Origin of the sequence: Sporolactobacillus terrae DSM 11697 (assembly GCF_000648615.1) — a bacterium.
Taxonomy (GTDB): domain Bacteria; phylum Bacillota; class Bacilli; order Bacillales; family Sporolactobacillaceae; genus Sporolactobacillus; species Sporolactobacillus terrae.
In genome coordinates this window covers 141,744-158,485 of sequence record NZ_JFZC01000039.1, presented here as the reverse complement: position 1 = coordinate 158,485, position 16,742 = coordinate 141,744, and the positions used below count along the sequence as shown (strand labels likewise).

16 protein-coding genes are annotated in these 16,742 nt (G+C 45.7%); 3 read left to right on the top strand and 13 right to left on the bottom strand.

Going from position 1 to position 16,742, the window contains the following annotated elements:
- The first annotated feature begins 492 nt into the window (after window positions 1-492).
- Genes tkt through aroB form a run of 3 tightly spaced genes read left to right on the top strand, consistent with a single transcriptional unit; the run spans window position 493 to window position 4,654 of the window.
- Entirely contained in the window at window positions 493-2,511 is a 2,019-nt protein-coding gene (gene tkt / locus AA84_RS0108135) for a transketolase (RefSeq protein ID WP_028976790.1), read from the top strand.
- Window positions 2,512-2,567: 56 nt separating this feature from the next.
- The gene (aroF, locus tag AA84_RS0108130) at window positions 2,568-3,569 is read left to right on the top strand and encodes a 3-deoxy-7-phosphoheptulonate synthase (RefSeq protein WP_028976789.1); all 1,002 of its coding nucleotides are present in this window, start codon (window positions 2,568-2,570) and stop codon (window positions 3,567-3,569) included.
- Between the two features lie 2 nt (window positions 3,570-3,571).
- A complete protein-coding gene (gene aroB, locus AA84_RS0108125; protein ID WP_028976788.1) occupies window positions 3,572-4,654 on the top strand; it encodes a 3-dehydroquinate synthase in 1,083 nt (360 codons plus the stop codon).
- A 282-nt stretch (window positions 4,655-4,936) separates the two neighbouring features.
- Here aroB and AA84_RS0108120 read toward each other — a convergent pair whose 3' ends face one another.
- The 13 genes from AA84_RS0108120 to AA84_RS0108060 form a co-directional block, all read right to left on the bottom strand.
- Window positions 4,937-6,061 (bottom strand): Nif3-like dinuclear metal center hexameric protein, encoded by a 1,125-nt coding sequence (locus AA84_RS0108120; protein WP_028976787.1) that lies wholly within the window; start codon window positions 6,059-6,061, stop codon window positions 4,937-4,939.
- The gene (locus tag AA84_RS0108115; protein ID WP_028976786.1) at window positions 6,055-6,795 is read right to left on the bottom strand and encodes a tRNA (adenine(22)-N(1))-methyltransferase; all 741 of its coding nucleotides are present in this window, start codon (window positions 6,793-6,795) and stop codon (window positions 6,055-6,057) included. The genes AA84_RS0108120 and AA84_RS0108115 overlap by 7 nt, the downstream gene beginning before the upstream one ends.
- Window positions 6,796-7,083: 288 nt before the next feature.
- Complete coding sequence (rpoD, locus tag AA84_RS0108110) at window positions 7,084-8,190, bottom strand: RNA polymerase sigma factor RpoD (RefSeq protein WP_028976785.1); 1,107 nt, start codon at window positions 8,188-8,190, stop codon at window positions 7,084-7,086.
- A 21-nt stretch (window positions 8,191-8,211) separates the two neighbouring features.
- Window positions 8,212-10,035, bottom strand: a complete 1,824-nt coding sequence (dnaG, locus tag AA84_RS0108105) for a DNA primase (protein ID WP_172968990.1) — start codon at window positions 10,033-10,035, stop codon at window positions 8,212-8,214.
- Between the two features lie 26 nt (window positions 10,036-10,061).
- Window positions 10,062-10,514 carry a YaiI/YqxD family protein gene (locus tag AA84_RS0108100; RefSeq protein ID WP_028976783.1) on the bottom strand — a complete coding sequence of 151 codons (453 nt, stop codon included), beginning with the start codon at window positions 10,512-10,514 and terminating at the stop codon, window positions 10,062-10,064.
- Window positions 10,515-10,683: 169 nt separating this feature from the next.
- Window positions 10,684-11,307, bottom strand: coding sequence for a transcriptional regulator CcpN (ccpN, locus tag AA84_RS0108095; RefSeq protein ID WP_028976782.1), 624 nt, complete (start codon window positions 11,305-11,307; stop codon window positions 10,684-10,686).
- A gap of 48 nt (window positions 11,308-11,355) precedes the next feature.
- Entirely contained in the window at window positions 11,356-12,111 is a 756-nt protein-coding gene (recO, locus tag AA84_RS0108090; protein WP_028976781.1) for a DNA repair protein RecO, read from the bottom strand.
- A gap of 31 nt (window positions 12,112-12,142) precedes the next feature.
- A complete protein-coding gene (locus AA84_RS18615; RefSeq protein ID WP_414625721.1) occupies window positions 12,143-12,295 on the bottom strand; it encodes a YqzL family protein in 153 nt (50 codons plus the stop codon).
- A 96-nt stretch (window positions 12,296-12,391) separates the two neighbouring features.
- Complete coding sequence (gene era / locus AA84_RS0108080) at window positions 12,392-13,297, bottom strand: GTPase Era (protein ID WP_028976780.1); 906 nt, start codon at window positions 13,295-13,297, stop codon at window positions 12,392-12,394.
- A complete protein-coding gene (locus AA84_RS0108075; RefSeq protein WP_028976779.1) occupies window positions 13,297-13,689 on the bottom strand; it encodes a cytidine deaminase in 393 nt (130 codons plus the stop codon). The genes era and AA84_RS0108075 overlap by 1 nt, the downstream gene beginning before the upstream one ends.
- Window positions 13,690-13,707: 18 nt before the next feature.
- Entirely contained in the window at window positions 13,708-14,082 is a 375-nt protein-coding gene (locus AA84_RS0108070) for a diacylglycerol kinase family protein (protein ID WP_028976778.1), read from the bottom strand.
- Between the two features lie 3 nt (window positions 14,083-14,085).
- Window positions 14,086-14,565, bottom strand: a complete 480-nt coding sequence (ybeY, locus tag AA84_RS0108065; RefSeq protein WP_028976777.1) for an rRNA maturation RNase YbeY — start codon at window positions 14,563-14,565, stop codon at window positions 14,086-14,088.
- Window positions 14,562-16,712, bottom strand: a complete 2,151-nt coding sequence (locus AA84_RS0108060) for an HD family phosphohydrolase (protein WP_028976776.1) — start codon at window positions 16,710-16,712, stop codon at window positions 14,562-14,564. The genes ybeY and AA84_RS0108060 overlap by 4 nt, the downstream gene beginning before the upstream one ends.
- Window positions 16,713-16,742 lie beyond the last annotated feature (30 nt).

Below are 16,742 nucleotides of genomic sequence, written 5' to 3'. Positions count from 1 at the left end.
AAAATATGATTTTATACCTAAGGTGTACAAATTTAGAATTAAGAAGCTCTTTCCCAATAAAGAGTTCCGAGAAAAGCTTGACACATACTTTTTTCGAATTTGTCTTGACTTTCAGATAGCAACTTGTTATTGTAATTGTCACCAACTGGTTTAGGAGTTTTTCAAATGATGATGATAAAACAAAAAGGTTGTTTCCAACTCAATCGATACTATTACTTTGGCTGGTTTAGTTAGTGTTTGTATCCGCGAATCTTGCAGATGCAAACACACTTCCGTTTGCATCTGTGCTGGCCAGAGTTGTTTTTCATGCATCATAACAAACAAGCCGCATCGATGTTGTCCGATATAAGGTCAATAAACTGTGCGGCTTTTTCCTATATCCGGTGAAATGATCCGGAGAAAAGTCCCGCGGTTTACGGATAACCGCGGGACTTTTTTCCGTTCATCAGATTTATCAAGATCCAGTAAAAAACAGGAAGGAGTGACGCAATGATGAACATTGATCCCATCGATCAATTATGTGTAAATGCAGTACGAATGCTGAGCTGCGCGTGCATTGAGCAAGCGGGTTCAGGCCACCCGGGACTGGCGCTTGGGGCTGCTCCAATGGCTTACGTTTTGTGGCGCAATCATTTGCATTTGAACCCGGAGGACTCAAAATGGTTTGATCGCGATCGATTTGTTTTGTCGGCAGGGCACGGATCATCCCTGTTGTACAGTCTGCTTCACCTGTCAGGATTTAATCTGACGATCAATGATTTAAAACAGTTTCGTAGGTTGAACAGCAAAACGCCGGGACATCCTGAATACGGAACGACATGCGGCGTCGAAGCAACAACCGGCCCGCTTGGGCAAGGTTTAGCAATGGCTGTGGGCATGGCAATGGCTGAAGCGCACCTTTCTTCTATGTATCATGCGAAGCAAACGGATGTGATCAACCATCGCACCTTCGCGCTGTGTGGAGACGGCGATCTAATGGAAGGTGTCTCTCACGAAGCGGCCAGTCTTGCCGGGCACTTGAAGCTGAACAAATTGACGGTTCTGTATGATTCGAATCAAGTCTCGCTCGACGGTGCAACAAAGCGTGCTTATTCTGATGATGTTCAGAAACGCTTCAAAAGCTATGGTTGGCACTATGAACGCGTAGAAGATGGCAATGATTTGGCTGAAATCGATGCTGCAATTTGTCGGGCAAAAGAGCAGAACATGCGCCCAACCTTGATCGAGGTGCGCACCATAATCGGATTTGGCGCGCCCGGACAAGGAACGAATCAAGTTCATGGTATGCCGCTTGGTGCAGGCGGAATCGCTTCCTTGCGCACCAGACTCAATTGGCATTTTCCTGAATTCTTCATTCCCAAAGAGGTCTATGATCGATTTGCGGATTGCATTGCGCGGCGCGGCAAACAGGCTGAGGCCAAATGGAACCGCCGTATTGATCAATGGTCGATCGATTTTCCCGAACAAGCCAAACCATTCAAACAATCGCTCAGCAACACGTTGCCCATCGCTTGGAAGACGTTCCTTCCACGCTATGCCGTTGGAATAGAGGCGTCCGGCCGCGAAGTGAGTCAGCGAATGATCCAAATGTTCGCAGCAAAAATTCCTTATCTATGGGGCGGTTCGGCAGATTTGGCCAGTTCAAACAAAACAGATATCGAAAACAGCAATTTATTCAGTGCTGCCAATCGAAACGGCAGAAATATTGCTTTCGGTGTTCGTGAATTCGCTGAAGGGGCTCTATTAAACGGTATCATGCTTCACGGGGGCAGCCGAGTATTCGGAGGAACCTTTCTTGTCTTCTCCGATTACATGCGCGCCGCCATTCGGCTTGCTGCTTTGCAAAAGCTTCCGGTAATCTATGTCTTCACGCATGATTCCATTGCTGTTGGCGAAGACGGACCAACTCATGAACCGGTCGAACACCTCATGAGTTTGCGGGCAATGCCGGGAATTTCCCTGATTCGCCCTGCAGATGCAAACGAGACGGTCGCCGCCTGGGAAGCGGCTATGGAGACGTACCATCAACCCACAGTCTTAGTGCTGTCTCGACAGAAACTGCCGGTTTTACGATTCTCGGCAGAACGCGCGCGTGAAGGGGTGCGCCGCGGCGGCTACGTGCTTTCGCCACAAACAGGTGCAAGGCCTGAAGGGATCTTAATTGCAACCGGCTCGGAAGTCCAGCTCGCCGTTGCTGCTCAGCAGCTTTTGAAGCAGTCAGGACATGACGTTTCCGTCGTTTCCTTGCCTTGCTTCGATCGTTTCGAGCAACAAAGTAAGTCCTACCGCGAATCGGTGCTCCCGTCCCGTATCCATCGCCGACTGTCAATTGAACTGGGAACGACGCTCGGTTGGGAACGCTATGTAGGAACAGAGGGCATCCGGCTTGGTGTAGACACCTTTGGAGCCAGCGGTTCTGCTGCTGAACTCCTGCATAATTACGGATTTACCAAAAAAGAGATTGTCAAACACTACTTGCAGCTTATCGACGCTGCGGCTCCATCAATCTGATGCTAGAGCAATCCATGATAAACAGCGTTGAAATCAGATGAAGTGAGGGAAATGAAATGATTATTACGTTTAAACAAACCGTGACACCGGAAACTCAGCACGCTTTTCAAACAAAATTCAACCAGTTGCACAAGCAAGTATTTATTTTCGGTTTGCACATGGCGGTTGTCGGACTTGACCACTACTCTTTTTCAGATCAAGAAGCCGAGGCCATTGATCAAATCATTGCGGAAACGCCGTCTTTTGTTCAAGCAAGCCGCAGTTTTCATCCTGAAGACAGCGTCATTCAGCTGCCGCATTCGGAAATTGGCACCAAGACCTTTACAATTATGGCCGGCCCATGTTCCGTGGAGTCGGAAGATCATATTCGACGTATGGCCGAGGTAGCCCGTCGAGGCGGCGCATCCATTCTGCGCGGCGGGGCATTTAAACCACGAACTTCGCCCTACTCCTTCCAAGGGCTCGGTGAGGAAGGCTTGCGCTACTTACGCAAGGCTGCGGATGAAAATGGAATGGATGTCATTACTGAAGTTATGGATGAAACCCATGTGCCACTCGTCGCAGAATACACGGATGTAATGCAAATCGGTGCACGGAATATGCAAAACTTTTCTTTGCTAAAAGCTGTGGGAAAAACCCGCATTCCCGTTGCGCTGAAACGCGGGATGGCCGCTTCCATTGATGATCTGCTGAATGCATCCGAGTATATCGCAAGCGGAGGTAATACCAACATTATTTTGATTGAACGCGGCATTCGGACTTTTGATCATCAGTACACGAGGAATACGTTTGATGTAGCAGCTGTCCCCGTTTTGCAAAAGCTGACGCATTATCCGGTCATTGTTGATCCAAGTCATGCTGTTGGCTGTTGGGATTTGGTTGCGCCCGCTGCGTACGCAGGTACTGCGGCAGGCGCCAGCGGGATGATCGTTGAAATTCATGACCATCCCGAGAAGGCAATGTCCGACGGCCCGCAAGCACTCAAACCCGATACGTATCTGACCATGACGAAGCGTATTGCCGCACTTCGTCAATGCATGGCAACGTGGGAGGATTGAACGTGAAACTTGTTGCTACACTCCCGCATAAGAAGTACCCTATTTTCATTGAACGCGGGATTCTCCAACAACTGGGTTCTCTGCTCACCGAGATCTGGTCGCCGCGCAAAATAGCCGTAGTCAGCGACCACCATGTTGCGCCCCTGTATCAGGAACGCATCATCCGGCAATTAGAGGCAGCCGGATTTCGCACCGCTGCTTTTCAAGTACCCGCTGGAGAATCATCCAAAAGTTGGAAAACTGCTGTGCGGTTATACCGAGCGCTGACAAACAATCAGTTCACACGATCAGACGGTGTACTTGCACTTGGGGGCGGCGTTGTCGGTGATCTCGCCGGGTTCATCGCCTCAACCTATATGCGCGGTATTGCTTACATTCAAGTCCCTACCTCGCTGTTAGCACAAGTAGACAGCAGCGTTGGCGGAAAAACAGCGATTAACTTAGATACTGCGAAGAACATTGTTGGAACCTTTCACCAGCCGGACGCCGTTTTCATTGACCCGGATACGCTGCAAACACTGCCGCAGCGTTTTCTATGTGAAGGTTATGCCGAGATTGTCAAAATGTCCGCATTAGAAGGTGAAACATTTTGGCAGATGACGGGTGAAGTGCACCATCCGCAAGACATTGTCACACAGGCGGAACCGCTCATCCATCAAAGCATTGCCTATAAAACAAAGATCGTCTGCAAGGACGAAAAAGAAGCTGGACTCAGGCAGGTCCTGAACTTTGGGCACACCATCGGCCATGCAATTGAACTGCTTTCCAATGGAGCGTTAGCGCACGGTGAAGCAATCAGCATTGGAATGGTTCAAATAACCCAGTGCTTCAAGGATTACGGTTTGACAAAACACGGCACTTTAGATGGTTTGGTTCAGCGGCTTCAACAAACGGGACTCCCGCTAAAGTCAACGCTGATGAACACTGCTGACTTTTACCGTCAAATCATTAATGATAAGAAAAATCATGGCGGACGGCTAACTCTCGTTTACCTAAAAGCACCGGGTCAACCTGCCATGCACTCAATCCCGATCAGTCAAGCTGAATTCTTCTTCACAGGAAAAAAGTCGCTAAAAAGTGAATGATCCGGATCGGCACAATAGACGGGTGATGTTTGCATCGGTACCGCTTTGATCGATCGAGCCCCCCGTTCTGCAATAAGCCCTCTCATTTCTTTATCTGAGAGGGTTTATTACCGGTAAAGAAAGTTTATGATTTCACCCCGACTTCAAACCAATAGACGAGTGTCTTGATCGAGAATCCAAAGTGGAGGTGCTCCGGCGCCAGCGGCATGCGAGTAACCGAAGCGACAATTCAGCACCGAAAAGACACGAACCCATCATACATGCATGAAGGAACTTTCCTAATTAAACAATAAATCGAAATGGATTGGTTACTGACTCTGAAATCAGCACTTCTGTGTCAAAATGCTCTTCCTCAATCACACGGCTTAAGTATTGCCGCACGCCGTTCTTCATCACGCGCTCGATATAATGACCTGCATCAATGACATGAAGTCCGCACAATAACGCATCATGCGCCGTATGATAATAAATATCGCCGCTAATCAGCACATCTGCTCCCCTGTACTTTGCATAGGGAATCAAACGGTTTCCATCGCCTCCAGACACCGCCACAGTGCGGATCATAGCATCTGCCGCTCCAACCGCGCGCAGTCCGTCAATCCCAAGCTTCTCCTTGACGGAACGGCAATAGCGTTCAAAAGGCATTGCTTCCGCAAGCTTTCCAATTCTGCCGAGGCCATAGGCTTTCCCCTCATTTTGAATCGGAATCACCTGATAAACAGGTTCCTCATAGGGATGGGCTTTAACCATTCGGGCGACTACTTTACGCAACAAATGGTCGGGAACAATGGCTTCAATTCGCTGTTCATCCGTTTGTTCCACCTTTCCTACAGAACCAAGATAAGGATGGGCACCCGAACGCGGGAGAAAAGAACCGGTTCCCGAAGCAGCGAAACTGCAATGACTGTAGTTTCCAATCGAACCCGCTCCTGCATCTCCAATCACATGGCGCAGGTTCTCCGCATGACTTTGCGGTACATAAACGACAAGTTGATACAGCGGTTCATGATAGGTGGGCTGCAAAATTTGCGTATGCTTCAACCCAAGTTGTGCGGCAAGCATGTCATTGACACCGCCATCCGCGATATCAAGATTTGTATGCGCAGCATAAACAGCGATGTCATGTTTGATACATTTTGTAACAATCTTCCCTTGTCCTTGATCAGAGCGCACGTTTTTAAGCGGGTGAAAGATCAGGGGATGGTGAGCAATGATTAAATCAACCTGCTTATCTGCTGCTTCATCGGCGACATTTTCGAGCACATCTAAGGTAACCATCACGCGTTTTACTTCTTTATGCAACGTTCCGACGAGAAGACCAATTTTATCCTTTTCATAAGCCAATTTTTTCGGTGCCCATTCTTCAAACCGTTGAATTAAATGTTCGCCTGAAATCCAATTTACCAAGCCGTTCGCTTCCTTTCTTCCTGCGCTCCTTTGTTTTCGAAATAGGAACGAATCCATTGCAGTTCTTTTTGATTTGCTTCTATTTTTTTCAGTACCTCTTCGGATTGCCCTGTATTCTGAAGTGCCGTCAGGATGCTGCTAAGTCTGCGTTCCCTGTTTTTCCATTTTTTGATGAATAATGGATCTTGTTTTGATGAGAGCACCGGACCCATCATCAGTTCCGGCTCTGATAATAGTCTCGGTTTGCTGCCTTGACTCGCCTGAATCACTTCATAGACATGATGCCCTTCATTGACAATTGCTTCATCAGAAATCGTCCAGCCATTATAAACCAGCCAGCGCCTGACACGTGGTTCGCGACTATTCGGTTGCAAGATAAGTACCGTTTTCTTACCAATTTTGTTCTTGCCGCGTTCTAATATATCGGCAATCAATTCGCCGCCCATACCGGCAATGACGATTGCACTCGCTTCTCCTTGCTCCCGGAGTACATCCAGTCCGTCGCCAAGTCTCACATCAATTCGGTCTCGAAGGCCTTGTTTTGTGACATTTAACGTCGATTGATACAACGGACCTGGCCGAACCTCTCCCGCTATCGCTGAATCAGCTCTGCCGATTTGTACCGCCCGGCAAGGCAGATGGGCATGGTCCGAACCAATGTCCGCCAAGCATTCAACTTTAGGAACAAAATGAAGAACACAATCCAATCGAGGAGATAAATGTATTTTTTCCATGCTCACAATCCTTCGTTCAAACTTTCGATTTGCCACTGTTATGGTATCACAAACGCATCAAAATCCCAAAACAGTTAAATTTTCAAAATAACAATTGATAACGTTTACAACATCGATTAGAATAGAGGAATAAGGTGTATTCTCCTCCTTGACCTTACTTTTTTGTCCATGTTTCGATTTGCATCCGGCAAACAATCTAATTAAAATAAACAGTAATCGAACACTAGCCGAAACACAGAGGCTTCATGTAAAAAAAAAAGCTCCCCATTGGGAGCGGCCGTGAAAGGCTTAGTCGAGAAAATCTTTTAGTTGTTTGCTTCTGCTTGGATGACGAAGTTTCCGCAATGCTTTCGCTTCAATTTGGCGGATACGTTCGCGTGTCACACCAAATACTTTGCCGACTTCTTCCAATGTCCGCGTTCTCCCGTCATCAAGACCGAAACGCAAACGCAGAACGTTCTCTTCGCGATCCGTTAGTGTATCAAGCACATCTTCAAGCTGTTCCTTTAATAATTCATAAGCTGCTGCATCAGAAGGTGCTTTTGCATCCTGATCTTCAATAAAGTCACCAAGATGCGAATCATCTTCTTCACCAATCGGTGTTTCAAGAGAAACAGGCTCTTGCGCAATTTTCAAGATTTCCCGTACTTTTTCCGGCGGCAGTTCCATCTCTTTACCAATTTCTTCCGGTGTCGGTTCGCGACCAAGGTCTTGAAGCTGCTGACGCTGCACACGAATCAGTTTGTTGATGGTTTCGACCATGTGAACCGGGATACGAATTGTACGTGCCTGATCGGCGATTGCTCGGGTAATTGCCTGACGAATCCACCAAGTTGCATACGTACTGAACTTAAACCCTTTGGTATAGTCAAATTTTTCAACGGCCTTCATAAGACCCATATTTCCTTCTTGTATTAAATCAAGGAACAACATGCCGCGTCCGACATAACGTTTTGCAATACTTACGACAAGTCGGAGGTTTGCTTCAGCGAGTCTCCGCTTTGCACTTTCATCACCATCATTAATGCGTTTCGCCAGTGAGATTTCCTCGTCTGCCGACAAGAGATCTACTCGTCCGATTTCTTTAAGATACATGCGAACAGGATCGTTAATTTTGACACCTGGAGGAACGCTCAGATCGTTAAGATCGAATTCCTCTTCTTTATGTTTATCATCGGAATCAGGTCTGTCGGATTCATCCGTAACGTTTACGCCTTGATCGGCAAGCGTTTCGTAGAATTCATCCATCTGTTCCGATTCCTGATCAAATGGTGCAAGCCGGTTTGAAATTTCCTGGTAGGTGAGCGAACCCCGTTTTTTCCCGAGTTCGAGCAAATGTTCTTTTTCTTGTTCTACCGTTACTTCCTGATCCGTCTTGCTGACTTTTCCAGCCATTTGACCCCCTCCTTCTAATAACTAATCATGCTCAGTCTGAACCTGACTCAGCCTTTTCTTCGCGTCGATTATTTCGGACAAAAGCCGCGCAGCCTGCTCGTAATTACCGCCTTGCTCGGCTTCTTTTCGCTGGCGCTCCTTTTCCGCAATTAACGACGCTTTTGCGTGTTTGATGACTTGATTGATGCAATCGCCAATTTCCTGCTCATCCACCTGGTCGCTCATCGGCATTAATGATAATTCCGTGACCTTGCGCTGCAACGCCGGGTCGTCAAGTTTCTGAAGAAAAAGTCCTTCATCTGGTGGATTTTCTTGTTCATAGTATGCATAAAGATAGGCGGCTAATGCCTGATGGATCTCACTGGTAAACGAACCGCCCAATGAGTCTCTCACGCGATCGGAAACCTCTCTGCTTCTCATCATTCTTGCGAGCAGTCGTCGCTCTGCCATTTCGTATGCAGGAGGAATGCGATTGCTTGAGACAAGTGGTGCTACACGCATTCTTTTCTTGTCACGCCTTTGCACCTTAACCGTCATTTGCTGCAGCTGCTTTCTCAAGGAGTCCATGGAAATTGAAAATTCCTCCGAAAGTAATCTAAGGTAGTGATCCCGTTCAACTGCTCGCCTTTGGGCAGTCAGTTCTCTCAATACATCTTCAATGTAGAGGAGCCGATCTCCTTCATCACTCAGATTCCTTTTTCTCCGGAGATAATTCATCTTGAATGTCATCAATGTTTGACTAGCCCCTATTACATCACTCTTAAATCGTTCACCGCCAAACTTGCGAATGTAGTCATCGGGGTCGAGTCCTTCCGGCATTTTTGCAATCTTGATGACCTTACCGTCTCCTTGAAGCATTTCAGCTGCCCTGAAACTCGCTTCAATTCCAGCCGTATCGGAGTCATAACAAATAATAATTGTATCGGCGATCCGCTTTAATGCGGCAGCTTGTGCCTCCGTCAGCGAGGTCCCCATTGAAGCAACGCTGCAGGTTACTCCCGCTTGATGCGCACGCACCACATCAACATAACCTTCAAGCAGCACGGCCTGACTCCTTTTGCGAATTTCCGGTCGTGCCAAATGAAACCCATAGAGGATGCTGCCTTTATGAAAAACATCCGACTCCGGCGAGTTCAAATACTTCGGCTTGGCATCGCCCAACGTTCGCCCACCAAAGGCAACCGGTTGACCGCGCATATTAAAGATAGGAAAAATGATTCGGTTTCTAAACCGATCAAAATACTTATTGTCAAAACCGCGCTGTGCAATGATCCCCGCGTCTGCCATATACTGCAGATTCATGTTTCGTTTTTGCAGCAAATGTGTGACCGTATCCCAACGATCAACAGCGTACCCGATTCGGAAACGTTCAATCATTTCTTGATTAAATTCCCGTTCTTCAAGATAGCGCATACCGGGCGCACCATATTTTGCAGTTGTCAGCAAATAATGATAAAATTTTGTTAATAATTCCAATCCCTCAATGGTTTGCTTTTTCTTCTGATCGTTGGGATTGCGGAACGCATTCTTTTTGGACACAGAAGGCCCTAAATCAATATGTGCACGATCTGCCAGAGATTGAGCGGCTTCCGTGAAAGTCATGCCTTCGATCTCCATCATGAACGTAAATAAATTGCCGCCTGCACCACAGCCAAAACAGTGATACAACTGCTTATCCGGGGATACTGAAAATGACGGCGTACGTTCCGAATGAAATGGACACAAACCGATATAATTTTTGCCCTGTTTTTTTAATTGCACATAGTTGCCGATTACATCAACAATATCCAGGGACTTCCTTATTTCTTCGATAACTTGATCCTGAAGTTGCAAATAGCCATGCACCACCAGTATTCTTACTTATTTATATCCTAATGATCGAACCGGCATAACAAATTTATCAAAGCATCAGAAAAGTTTTTTCGATGCTGACGTGTAAACGGCTTCGGACCTTTGATGCGTTCACCAGCATTTAAGGCACGATAGGCTTGATAACGACGACTAAGCAGCATATCGACATTCTGTTCACTGACAATCTGACCGCGGATCGTCAAGACGTAAACATGACGATTTGTGAGCAGCCCTGCCAGTCCAATATCTTGAGTGACGACAATGTCGCAGGGATGCGCGTGATTGACAATGTACAGATCTGCCGCTTCCTTTCGCTGGTCGACAAACACCCATTTTCCTTCACGATCCGCTGAATAGCTCGCATAGGAGGCGACAAAAACCGGTTCAAAATCATAAGATCGCGCAATCGCCAGGATTTCCTCTTTCACAGGGCAAGCATCTGCATCGACAAATAAGGTATTTTTTCTCTTCATAGTTAAGGGTTCTCTACTCCCCATAAAAAATCCTGCATGTAAATTTATGTTTTTATTATTTTAATATTGTCATTTTTTGTCGAATGATGCAGTGAACACAAATACTTATTATAAACTAATTTTGCAAATTAAGACAGTATTAATGATTTTGTTTGCCCATAATGGCTGATTATTTTCGTTTGCCTAGGGAAACGAATGCTTTCGTTATATTTGTCTTCGTCATTCGCCCAACAACCTCAAAACCCTGTCCTTTTGTATGAACGACCGGAACCGAATCGACTTCTTTAGTGATCAACAAATCTGCAACATCAACAACGGTATCATTTTGTCTGCAATAAGCGATATTAGGCATGCGCGACATAATCACACTGACTGGTACCTGATTCATATCCTGTGACCCGATTGCCGTGCGCAAAAGATCCTTACGCGATAAGACCCCGGCAAGCAATCCCTTCTCATCAATGACGAATAATGAGCCGACATCTTCAACAAACATTTCGCAAACCGCTTGATAAGCGGACGCTGCCTCTGAGATCACAATAGGCACTGATTGAAAGTCACCCACGGTCAGTTTTCTGATTTCTTCATTCAGAAGTGTTTCTGAGGTTTGTCCAGTGTAGAAATACCCCACTCTTGGACGTGCTTCTAGAAACCCGGACATGGTCAAAATGGATAGATCCGGCCGCAGTGTCGCACGGGTTACATTTAAGTGTTCGGCGATTTGTTCTCCGGTAATCGGCGCTTGTTCTCTAACGATTTCAATAATTTTATGCTGGCGTTCATTCAGCTCCAAATCGTTTCCCCCCAACAAAGCTCTTCGAACCTTTGTCCGAATTACGACTCACGGATCGCGTGTTCGGAATTTGGACAATTGCTCGATAAATTTTCTTGAACGCAGTTTGATGCCCGCATTCTGCTCATAATAAGCATATATTATTGTTTCAATCATTCCAATAGTTTTTGCTTTTAAAGATACTTTTCCCAGCCGTTCGAGCGGTACATGCCGCATAATGGGCAACAGTTTCTGCACCGCACCGCCCATTTCAATCGCATATCGATCAAACAGGGCACATTCGTCGCACAAAAAACCGCCTTCGACAATCGAAAAGCGGTATCTGCTTTTCTGTTTTCCGCATCGAACACAATGCGTTAATTCAGGATCAATGCCTGCTTGCGGCAGCATTTTCATTGCAAAAATAGCCGACATGATCGCAGGATCCTTTCCTTTTTCCATAAGCAGCAGCGTATCTTTAAGCAAACGGTAAATCGCTTGAGACGGAAGACCGTCTTCAGTCAATCGATCGGTCAATTCAACAATTAAAGCAGCATATCCAGTAATTTCAATGTTTTCAATGATTCTTCGGAATGGATTCAAGCTTTCTGCCTGGTACAACACACCAAGGCCTCTGCCTTTACGAAACAGACAGAGGCCGTAAAACAATACATGGCTGATCGCGGATAGTTCGCTTTTTGGTTTTTTGGCTCCTCTCGCCATTAGCCCAATTTTGCCGAATTCCTTCGTATACAAAGTCACAATTTTATTTGTTTCTCCATAGTCGGTTGTCCGAATGATAATGCCTTCTGCTTTCACCATCATCACGATCACCCGCCTTTCGAATCACTGCCGATCACGCACCGGTGTGTTCTTTTAGTTCAATCATCTCGCTGTTCTGCTGATTTTGTTCCTCTTCTTTGTCTTCAATTTCTTTCAGCAAAAGGTAGGGGCCAATGTTGCCCGTTAACATAAAGAGCTTCCAAGTGAGATCCAACATATTTCTCATCCTTCCCATTCATTCTCCTCGTCTATAGAGTCTGCGAAAAATGAAGAAACATGTGAAGAAATGATTGTCAATTTGTTTTCTCAACAAGCAGACGATTTAATCGTCCTGAATGGTATAACCAAAATTCTTTAGTTCTTCTTCCTTATCACGCCAGTTCTTGTCGACCTTAACCCAAAGTTCAAGAAAGACGCGCGAGCCAATCAATGCCTCAATTTCCTTTCGGGCAAGCGTTCCGATCTTCTTCAACATACTTCCTGATCTGCCGATAATAATCCCCTTTTGTGAGCTGCGTTCAACCATAATGGTTGCCTGAATTTCAGTCAATTGACGCTCTTCATCTACTTTCATCTTATCAATAATTACAGCAATCGCATGAGGGACCTCATCTCGAGTCAGATGCAGTATTTTCTCTCGGATGAGTTCCGCCACAACAAAACGTTCCGGATGATCGGTAATTTGGTCTTTTGGATAATATTTCGGTCCCTCCGGAAGCACGCGGCCAATCTGGTCCATCAGTGTCGTTACGTTCTGTCCTTGGAGTGCTGAAATCGGAATGATCTCTTTAAATGAATAGAGACTGCGATAACGGTCAATCAGCGGCAACAAATCATTAGGATGAACTTTATCGATCTTGTTCACGATTAAAAAAACAGGTACTGCCGTCTTTTTCAAAAAGTCGATGATAAATTGGTCGCCGCGTCCATAGCCTTGCTCCGCATCAATCAGAAAAAGAACAAGATCAACTTCGTTGAGCGTCGCTAAGGCGAGCGATGTCATTACTTGACCCAGTTTATGCTTCGGCTTATGTATCCCCGGTGTATCGATAAAAACCACTTGTTCTGAATCAGTGGTATAAATTCCATGAATTTTATTTCGCGTTGTCTGTGCCTTGTCGCTCATGATGGCGATTTTTTGACCAAGTACTCGGTTAAGCAACGTTGATTTTCCCACATTTGGTCGACCAACAATGGCAGCAAAACCAGATTTAAAAGATTTTGTCATTACATATCCTCCGATTCAAACGCCCCAGGCAGCAGTTTTGCCACCGTGGTCACTTCAGTAATTCCCTTCCTATTTGCAAGAATAACACGCATATTACTTGGACAGAGCTCACTCAGAACCTGTCTGCATGCACCGCAAGGAGGCACAGGACGTCTGCTGTCCGCAATAACCGCTATTGCTTCATAATCATGCTCCCCTTCGGAGAAGGCTTTAAATAAAGCCGTCCGTTCGGCACAATTGCAAACCGAATAGGCCGCATTTTCTATGTTACAACCTGTGAAAACCTTTCCCGATTTCGTAAGCAGGGCGGCACCTACTTGAAAATGGGAATAGGGTACGTAGGCCATCTTCATCGCTTGCTGCGCGCATTCAATCAATTTTTGATCATTCATCGTAACGCTCCCTCCCTTTCAATGAAACAGTGTTGCACATACAATGACAATAAAAATAACGGCAGCCATTACTGAAAACCACCAGACGGCGGCCGCTGCAGTATCTTTTGCTGCTTTAGCTATCGGATGGTTTTCTTTGGTTACTAAATCGACCAGACGTTCAACGGCTGTATTGATTAACTCCAAACTGATCACGCCGCCAATTAACACGAAAATAATAACAAGATAAATGAGCGAAACACGAATGGACCATGAAAAACAGAGGACGAGTACCGCTGCAGCCAGCTGAATCTTTAGGTTCCGTTCCTGCGCAAGCGCAAGCAGAAAACCGCTGATTGCATCCTTAAAACTTTCAAAAAGACGCTTATGTACCCTTAAATGACGGCCATTCATCGGTTAGTCCCTGCTAAGCCCGAACGAGGAAAGAATCTTTTCCTGAAGAGCGAACATTTCCTGTTCTTGTTCCTTAGTCTGGTGATCATAGCCAAGCAGATGCAACAACCCATGAATGACCAAAAACCCGAGCTCACGCTCAAATGAGTGGTTGTATTCGGCAGCCTGCTCATGCGTACGTTCAACCGAGATAATAATATCGCCAAGCACACGCGGTTCCCCTGCTTCAGGAAGAATCGGCACTTCGCCTTCCTCCATTTCTTCAAGCGCAAAGGAAATCACGTCGGTCGGTCGATCAATTCCGCGGTAGTCGCGGTTAATCACTTGGATCCGCTCATTATCCACAAAAGTGATGGAACATTCAATTTCTCCTTCCAGATGCAGCTGTTGATCTGCTGCAAAGTCAACCAGTTTGATGACGCTTTTCTGAATCGATTCGTTAATTTCGCCAGTTTCGTCATGCATATCAATTGTCATTGTCATTTAGGATTCACCTTTTTCATCTTGAGGTCTTTTGGATATTCTATACGTGAATGATAAACACCGCGAAGTGTTTCATCAATCGATTTCTCCACGCTTTTTAATTCTTTCAGTGTGATCGAGCATTCATCAAACTGACCATCGCTCAAGCGCGCGTTAAAAATACTCTTGACGAGGTTATTCACTTTAACGGGATTCGGTTTTTTCATGGCGCGAACCGCAGCTTCAATACTGTCAGCCAGTTCCACAACCGCCGCTTCTTTGCTTTGTACTTTTGGTCCTGGATAACGGAATTCACTTTCGTCAATCGGTGTTTCGCTAAGCTCCTGCGCTTTAACATAAAAGTATTTAAGCAGCGTCGTTCCATGGTGCTGCTCCGCAATATCAATAATTTCTTTCGGCATCCGATATTGACGAAGAATGTCGGCTCCGTCATACGGGTGCGAAACAATAATCGTTCGGCTTAGCTGGGGAGAGATTTTATCATGCGGGTTTACACCGCTCATTTGATTCTCTACAAAAAACTTCGGACGCTTCGTTTTCCCTACATCATGATAGTATGCAGCGACCCGAGCAAGCAATCCGTTTGCACCGATGACCTCACAGGCGCGTTCGGCAAGATTAGCCACCATGACACTATGGTGGTAGGTGCCTGGAGCTTCAATCAGAATTTTGCGTAACAGCGGATGATTGGGATTAGATAATTCAATCAGCCGGATTGGTGATAAAATGCCGAAACCTGTTTCAAACAGCGGCATCAGACCATTGGTTAATATTACAGAAAGGAACCCCGACAATGCGGCAAACCCGAGACTAAGTCCGGTACCGACTGGAGTAAACGGTGTGTTTTGAAACATCAGCAGCGCCAAGACAACAAGCACGTTTACGAGAGCAATTAGCCCACCGTTTCGAATCATTTTCGGACGTGCCTGTCTTTTTTTGAGGACTAAAGCCCCGGTAAGCGAAGAGAAAAACAAATAGATACCCATTGGCGCATCAAAAATAGCCGCTTTTGTACTAATCCCGAAAATGACGCTGCCCACAATAGCAAGCAGGATTCCGGATACAATCGCAATCCTTTCGCTAAGCAAAATGCGAATCATAAGTGTGGCCATCGCCAGCGGAATCAGAAAACCAATGCCCGAAAGCTCAGTCAATCGAAGATAACTGCATAACTTCAAAATGGCTGCAGCACCTGAGAAGATTATGGCATAAATATAAATGAATTTAACGGAATAAGTCGGATGTTTCTCTTTAAAACGCTTGTATTCAAACCAAAACGCAAACGTAATGAAGCCGGTAAACAATAGCAGACCAACAAATGGAATAATATTAAAGTGGTCGTCAATTAATCCGACTAATTTTAACTGTCGAATCATATCATTGGTAACCAGTTCTCCTTTTTTTACAAGAACTTCGCCTTGATGAATCACGACGTTATCCACATTGCGTGCTGCTTCTTGTTTATTTTGCTTGGTTGCATTCGCGTCAAACGAGTAATTAGCCGTAATATAAGCATCCAAAATTTCATTTAAGGCACGTCTGATCTCATCATTAAGCACAGATGATGGAAGCGAGGCAGCTGCTTTATTCTGGACACGCTCCAAATCATTCCAGCCGACTTTGTCATTCATCGCCTCATAGATGCTTGTGCTCGCAATATCCTCAGCTATTTGCAGATCATTACCGGAAGCGGTGATCAATGAAATAAGCGTCGTATTGGAAAGATGTGCGTCGGAAGAGTCTGCCAAGCGGGTCTTGACACTTGCAATGGCTGTATCTACATCCTGCTGCGCAGAATCGGAACTAATCTTATTTTCTTTTTTCACAGCGGATATGGTATCAAAAAGGTCGCCGACTTTTTCAACCTGAATCATGCCAAGATTTTTATTATAAGCGTAAGCAGACGGTGTTGATCCGATCGCTTCCTGCTTCTTGGCCTGAGTCGCTTCGGTATCGACTGTGTCAATCGGCGATTGCAAATCAACTGTAGCGATTTCGTGAAGCTTCACATTTGTATTTTTGGGCAGAACACTGCCAATCATCAGTCCGTACAAAATAAGACCGACAATCAAAACAATGCCCCAGTCCGTTAAATAGGTCAATGCAAATTTTTTTATCTTTTGTTTGAATGGAATGGATAGTGTCATGGCTATGCCCCCGCAGCTTGTCTCCATTTC

Bases quoted from the DNA above. Each gene is read 5' to 3' on its own strand.
- AA84_RS0108070 (WP_028976778.1), bottom strand. From the start codon at position 14,082: ATGAATGGCCGTCATTTAAGGGTACATAAGCGTCTTTTTGAAAGTTTT.
- ybeY (WP_028976777.1), bottom strand. From the start codon at position 14,565: ATGACAATGACAATTGATATGCATGACGAAACTGGCGAAATTAACGAA.
- AA84_RS0108060 (WP_028976776.1), bottom strand. From the start codon at position 16,712: ATGACACTATCCATTCCATTCAAACAAAAGATAAAAAAATTTGCATTG.
- AA84_RS0108100 (WP_028976783.1), bottom strand. From the start codon at position 10,514: ATGAAGAGAAAAAATACCTTATTTGTCGATGCAGATGCTTGCCCTGTG.
- recO (WP_028976781.1), bottom strand. From the start codon at position 12,111: ATGATGGTGAAAGCAGAAGGCATTATCATTCGGACAACCGACTATGGA.
- rpoD (WP_028976785.1), bottom strand. From the start codon at position 8,190: ATGGCTGGAAAAGTCAGCAAGACGGATCAGGAAGTAACGGTAGAACAA.
- AA84_RS18615 (WP_414625721.1), bottom strand. From the start codon at position 12,295: ATGAGAAATATGTTGGATCTCACTTGGAAGCTCTTTATGTTAACGGGC.
- AA84_RS0108115 (WP_028976786.1), bottom strand. From the start codon at position 6,795: ATGGAAAAAATACATTTATCTCCTCGATTGGATTGTGTTCTTCATTTT.
- era (WP_028976780.1), bottom strand. From the start codon at position 13,297: ATGACAAAATCTTTTAAATCTGGTTTTGCTGCCATTGTTGGTCGACCA.
- tkt (WP_028976790.1), top strand. From the start codon at position 493: ATGAACATTGATCCCATCGATCAATTATGTGTAAATGCAGTACGAATG.
- AA84_RS0108075 (WP_028976779.1), bottom strand. From the start codon at position 13,689: ATGAATGATCAAAAATTGATTGAATGCGCGCAGCAAGCGATGAAGATG.
- aroF (WP_028976789.1), top strand. From the start codon at position 2,568: ATGATTATTACGTTTAAACAAACCGTGACACCGGAAACTCAGCACGCT.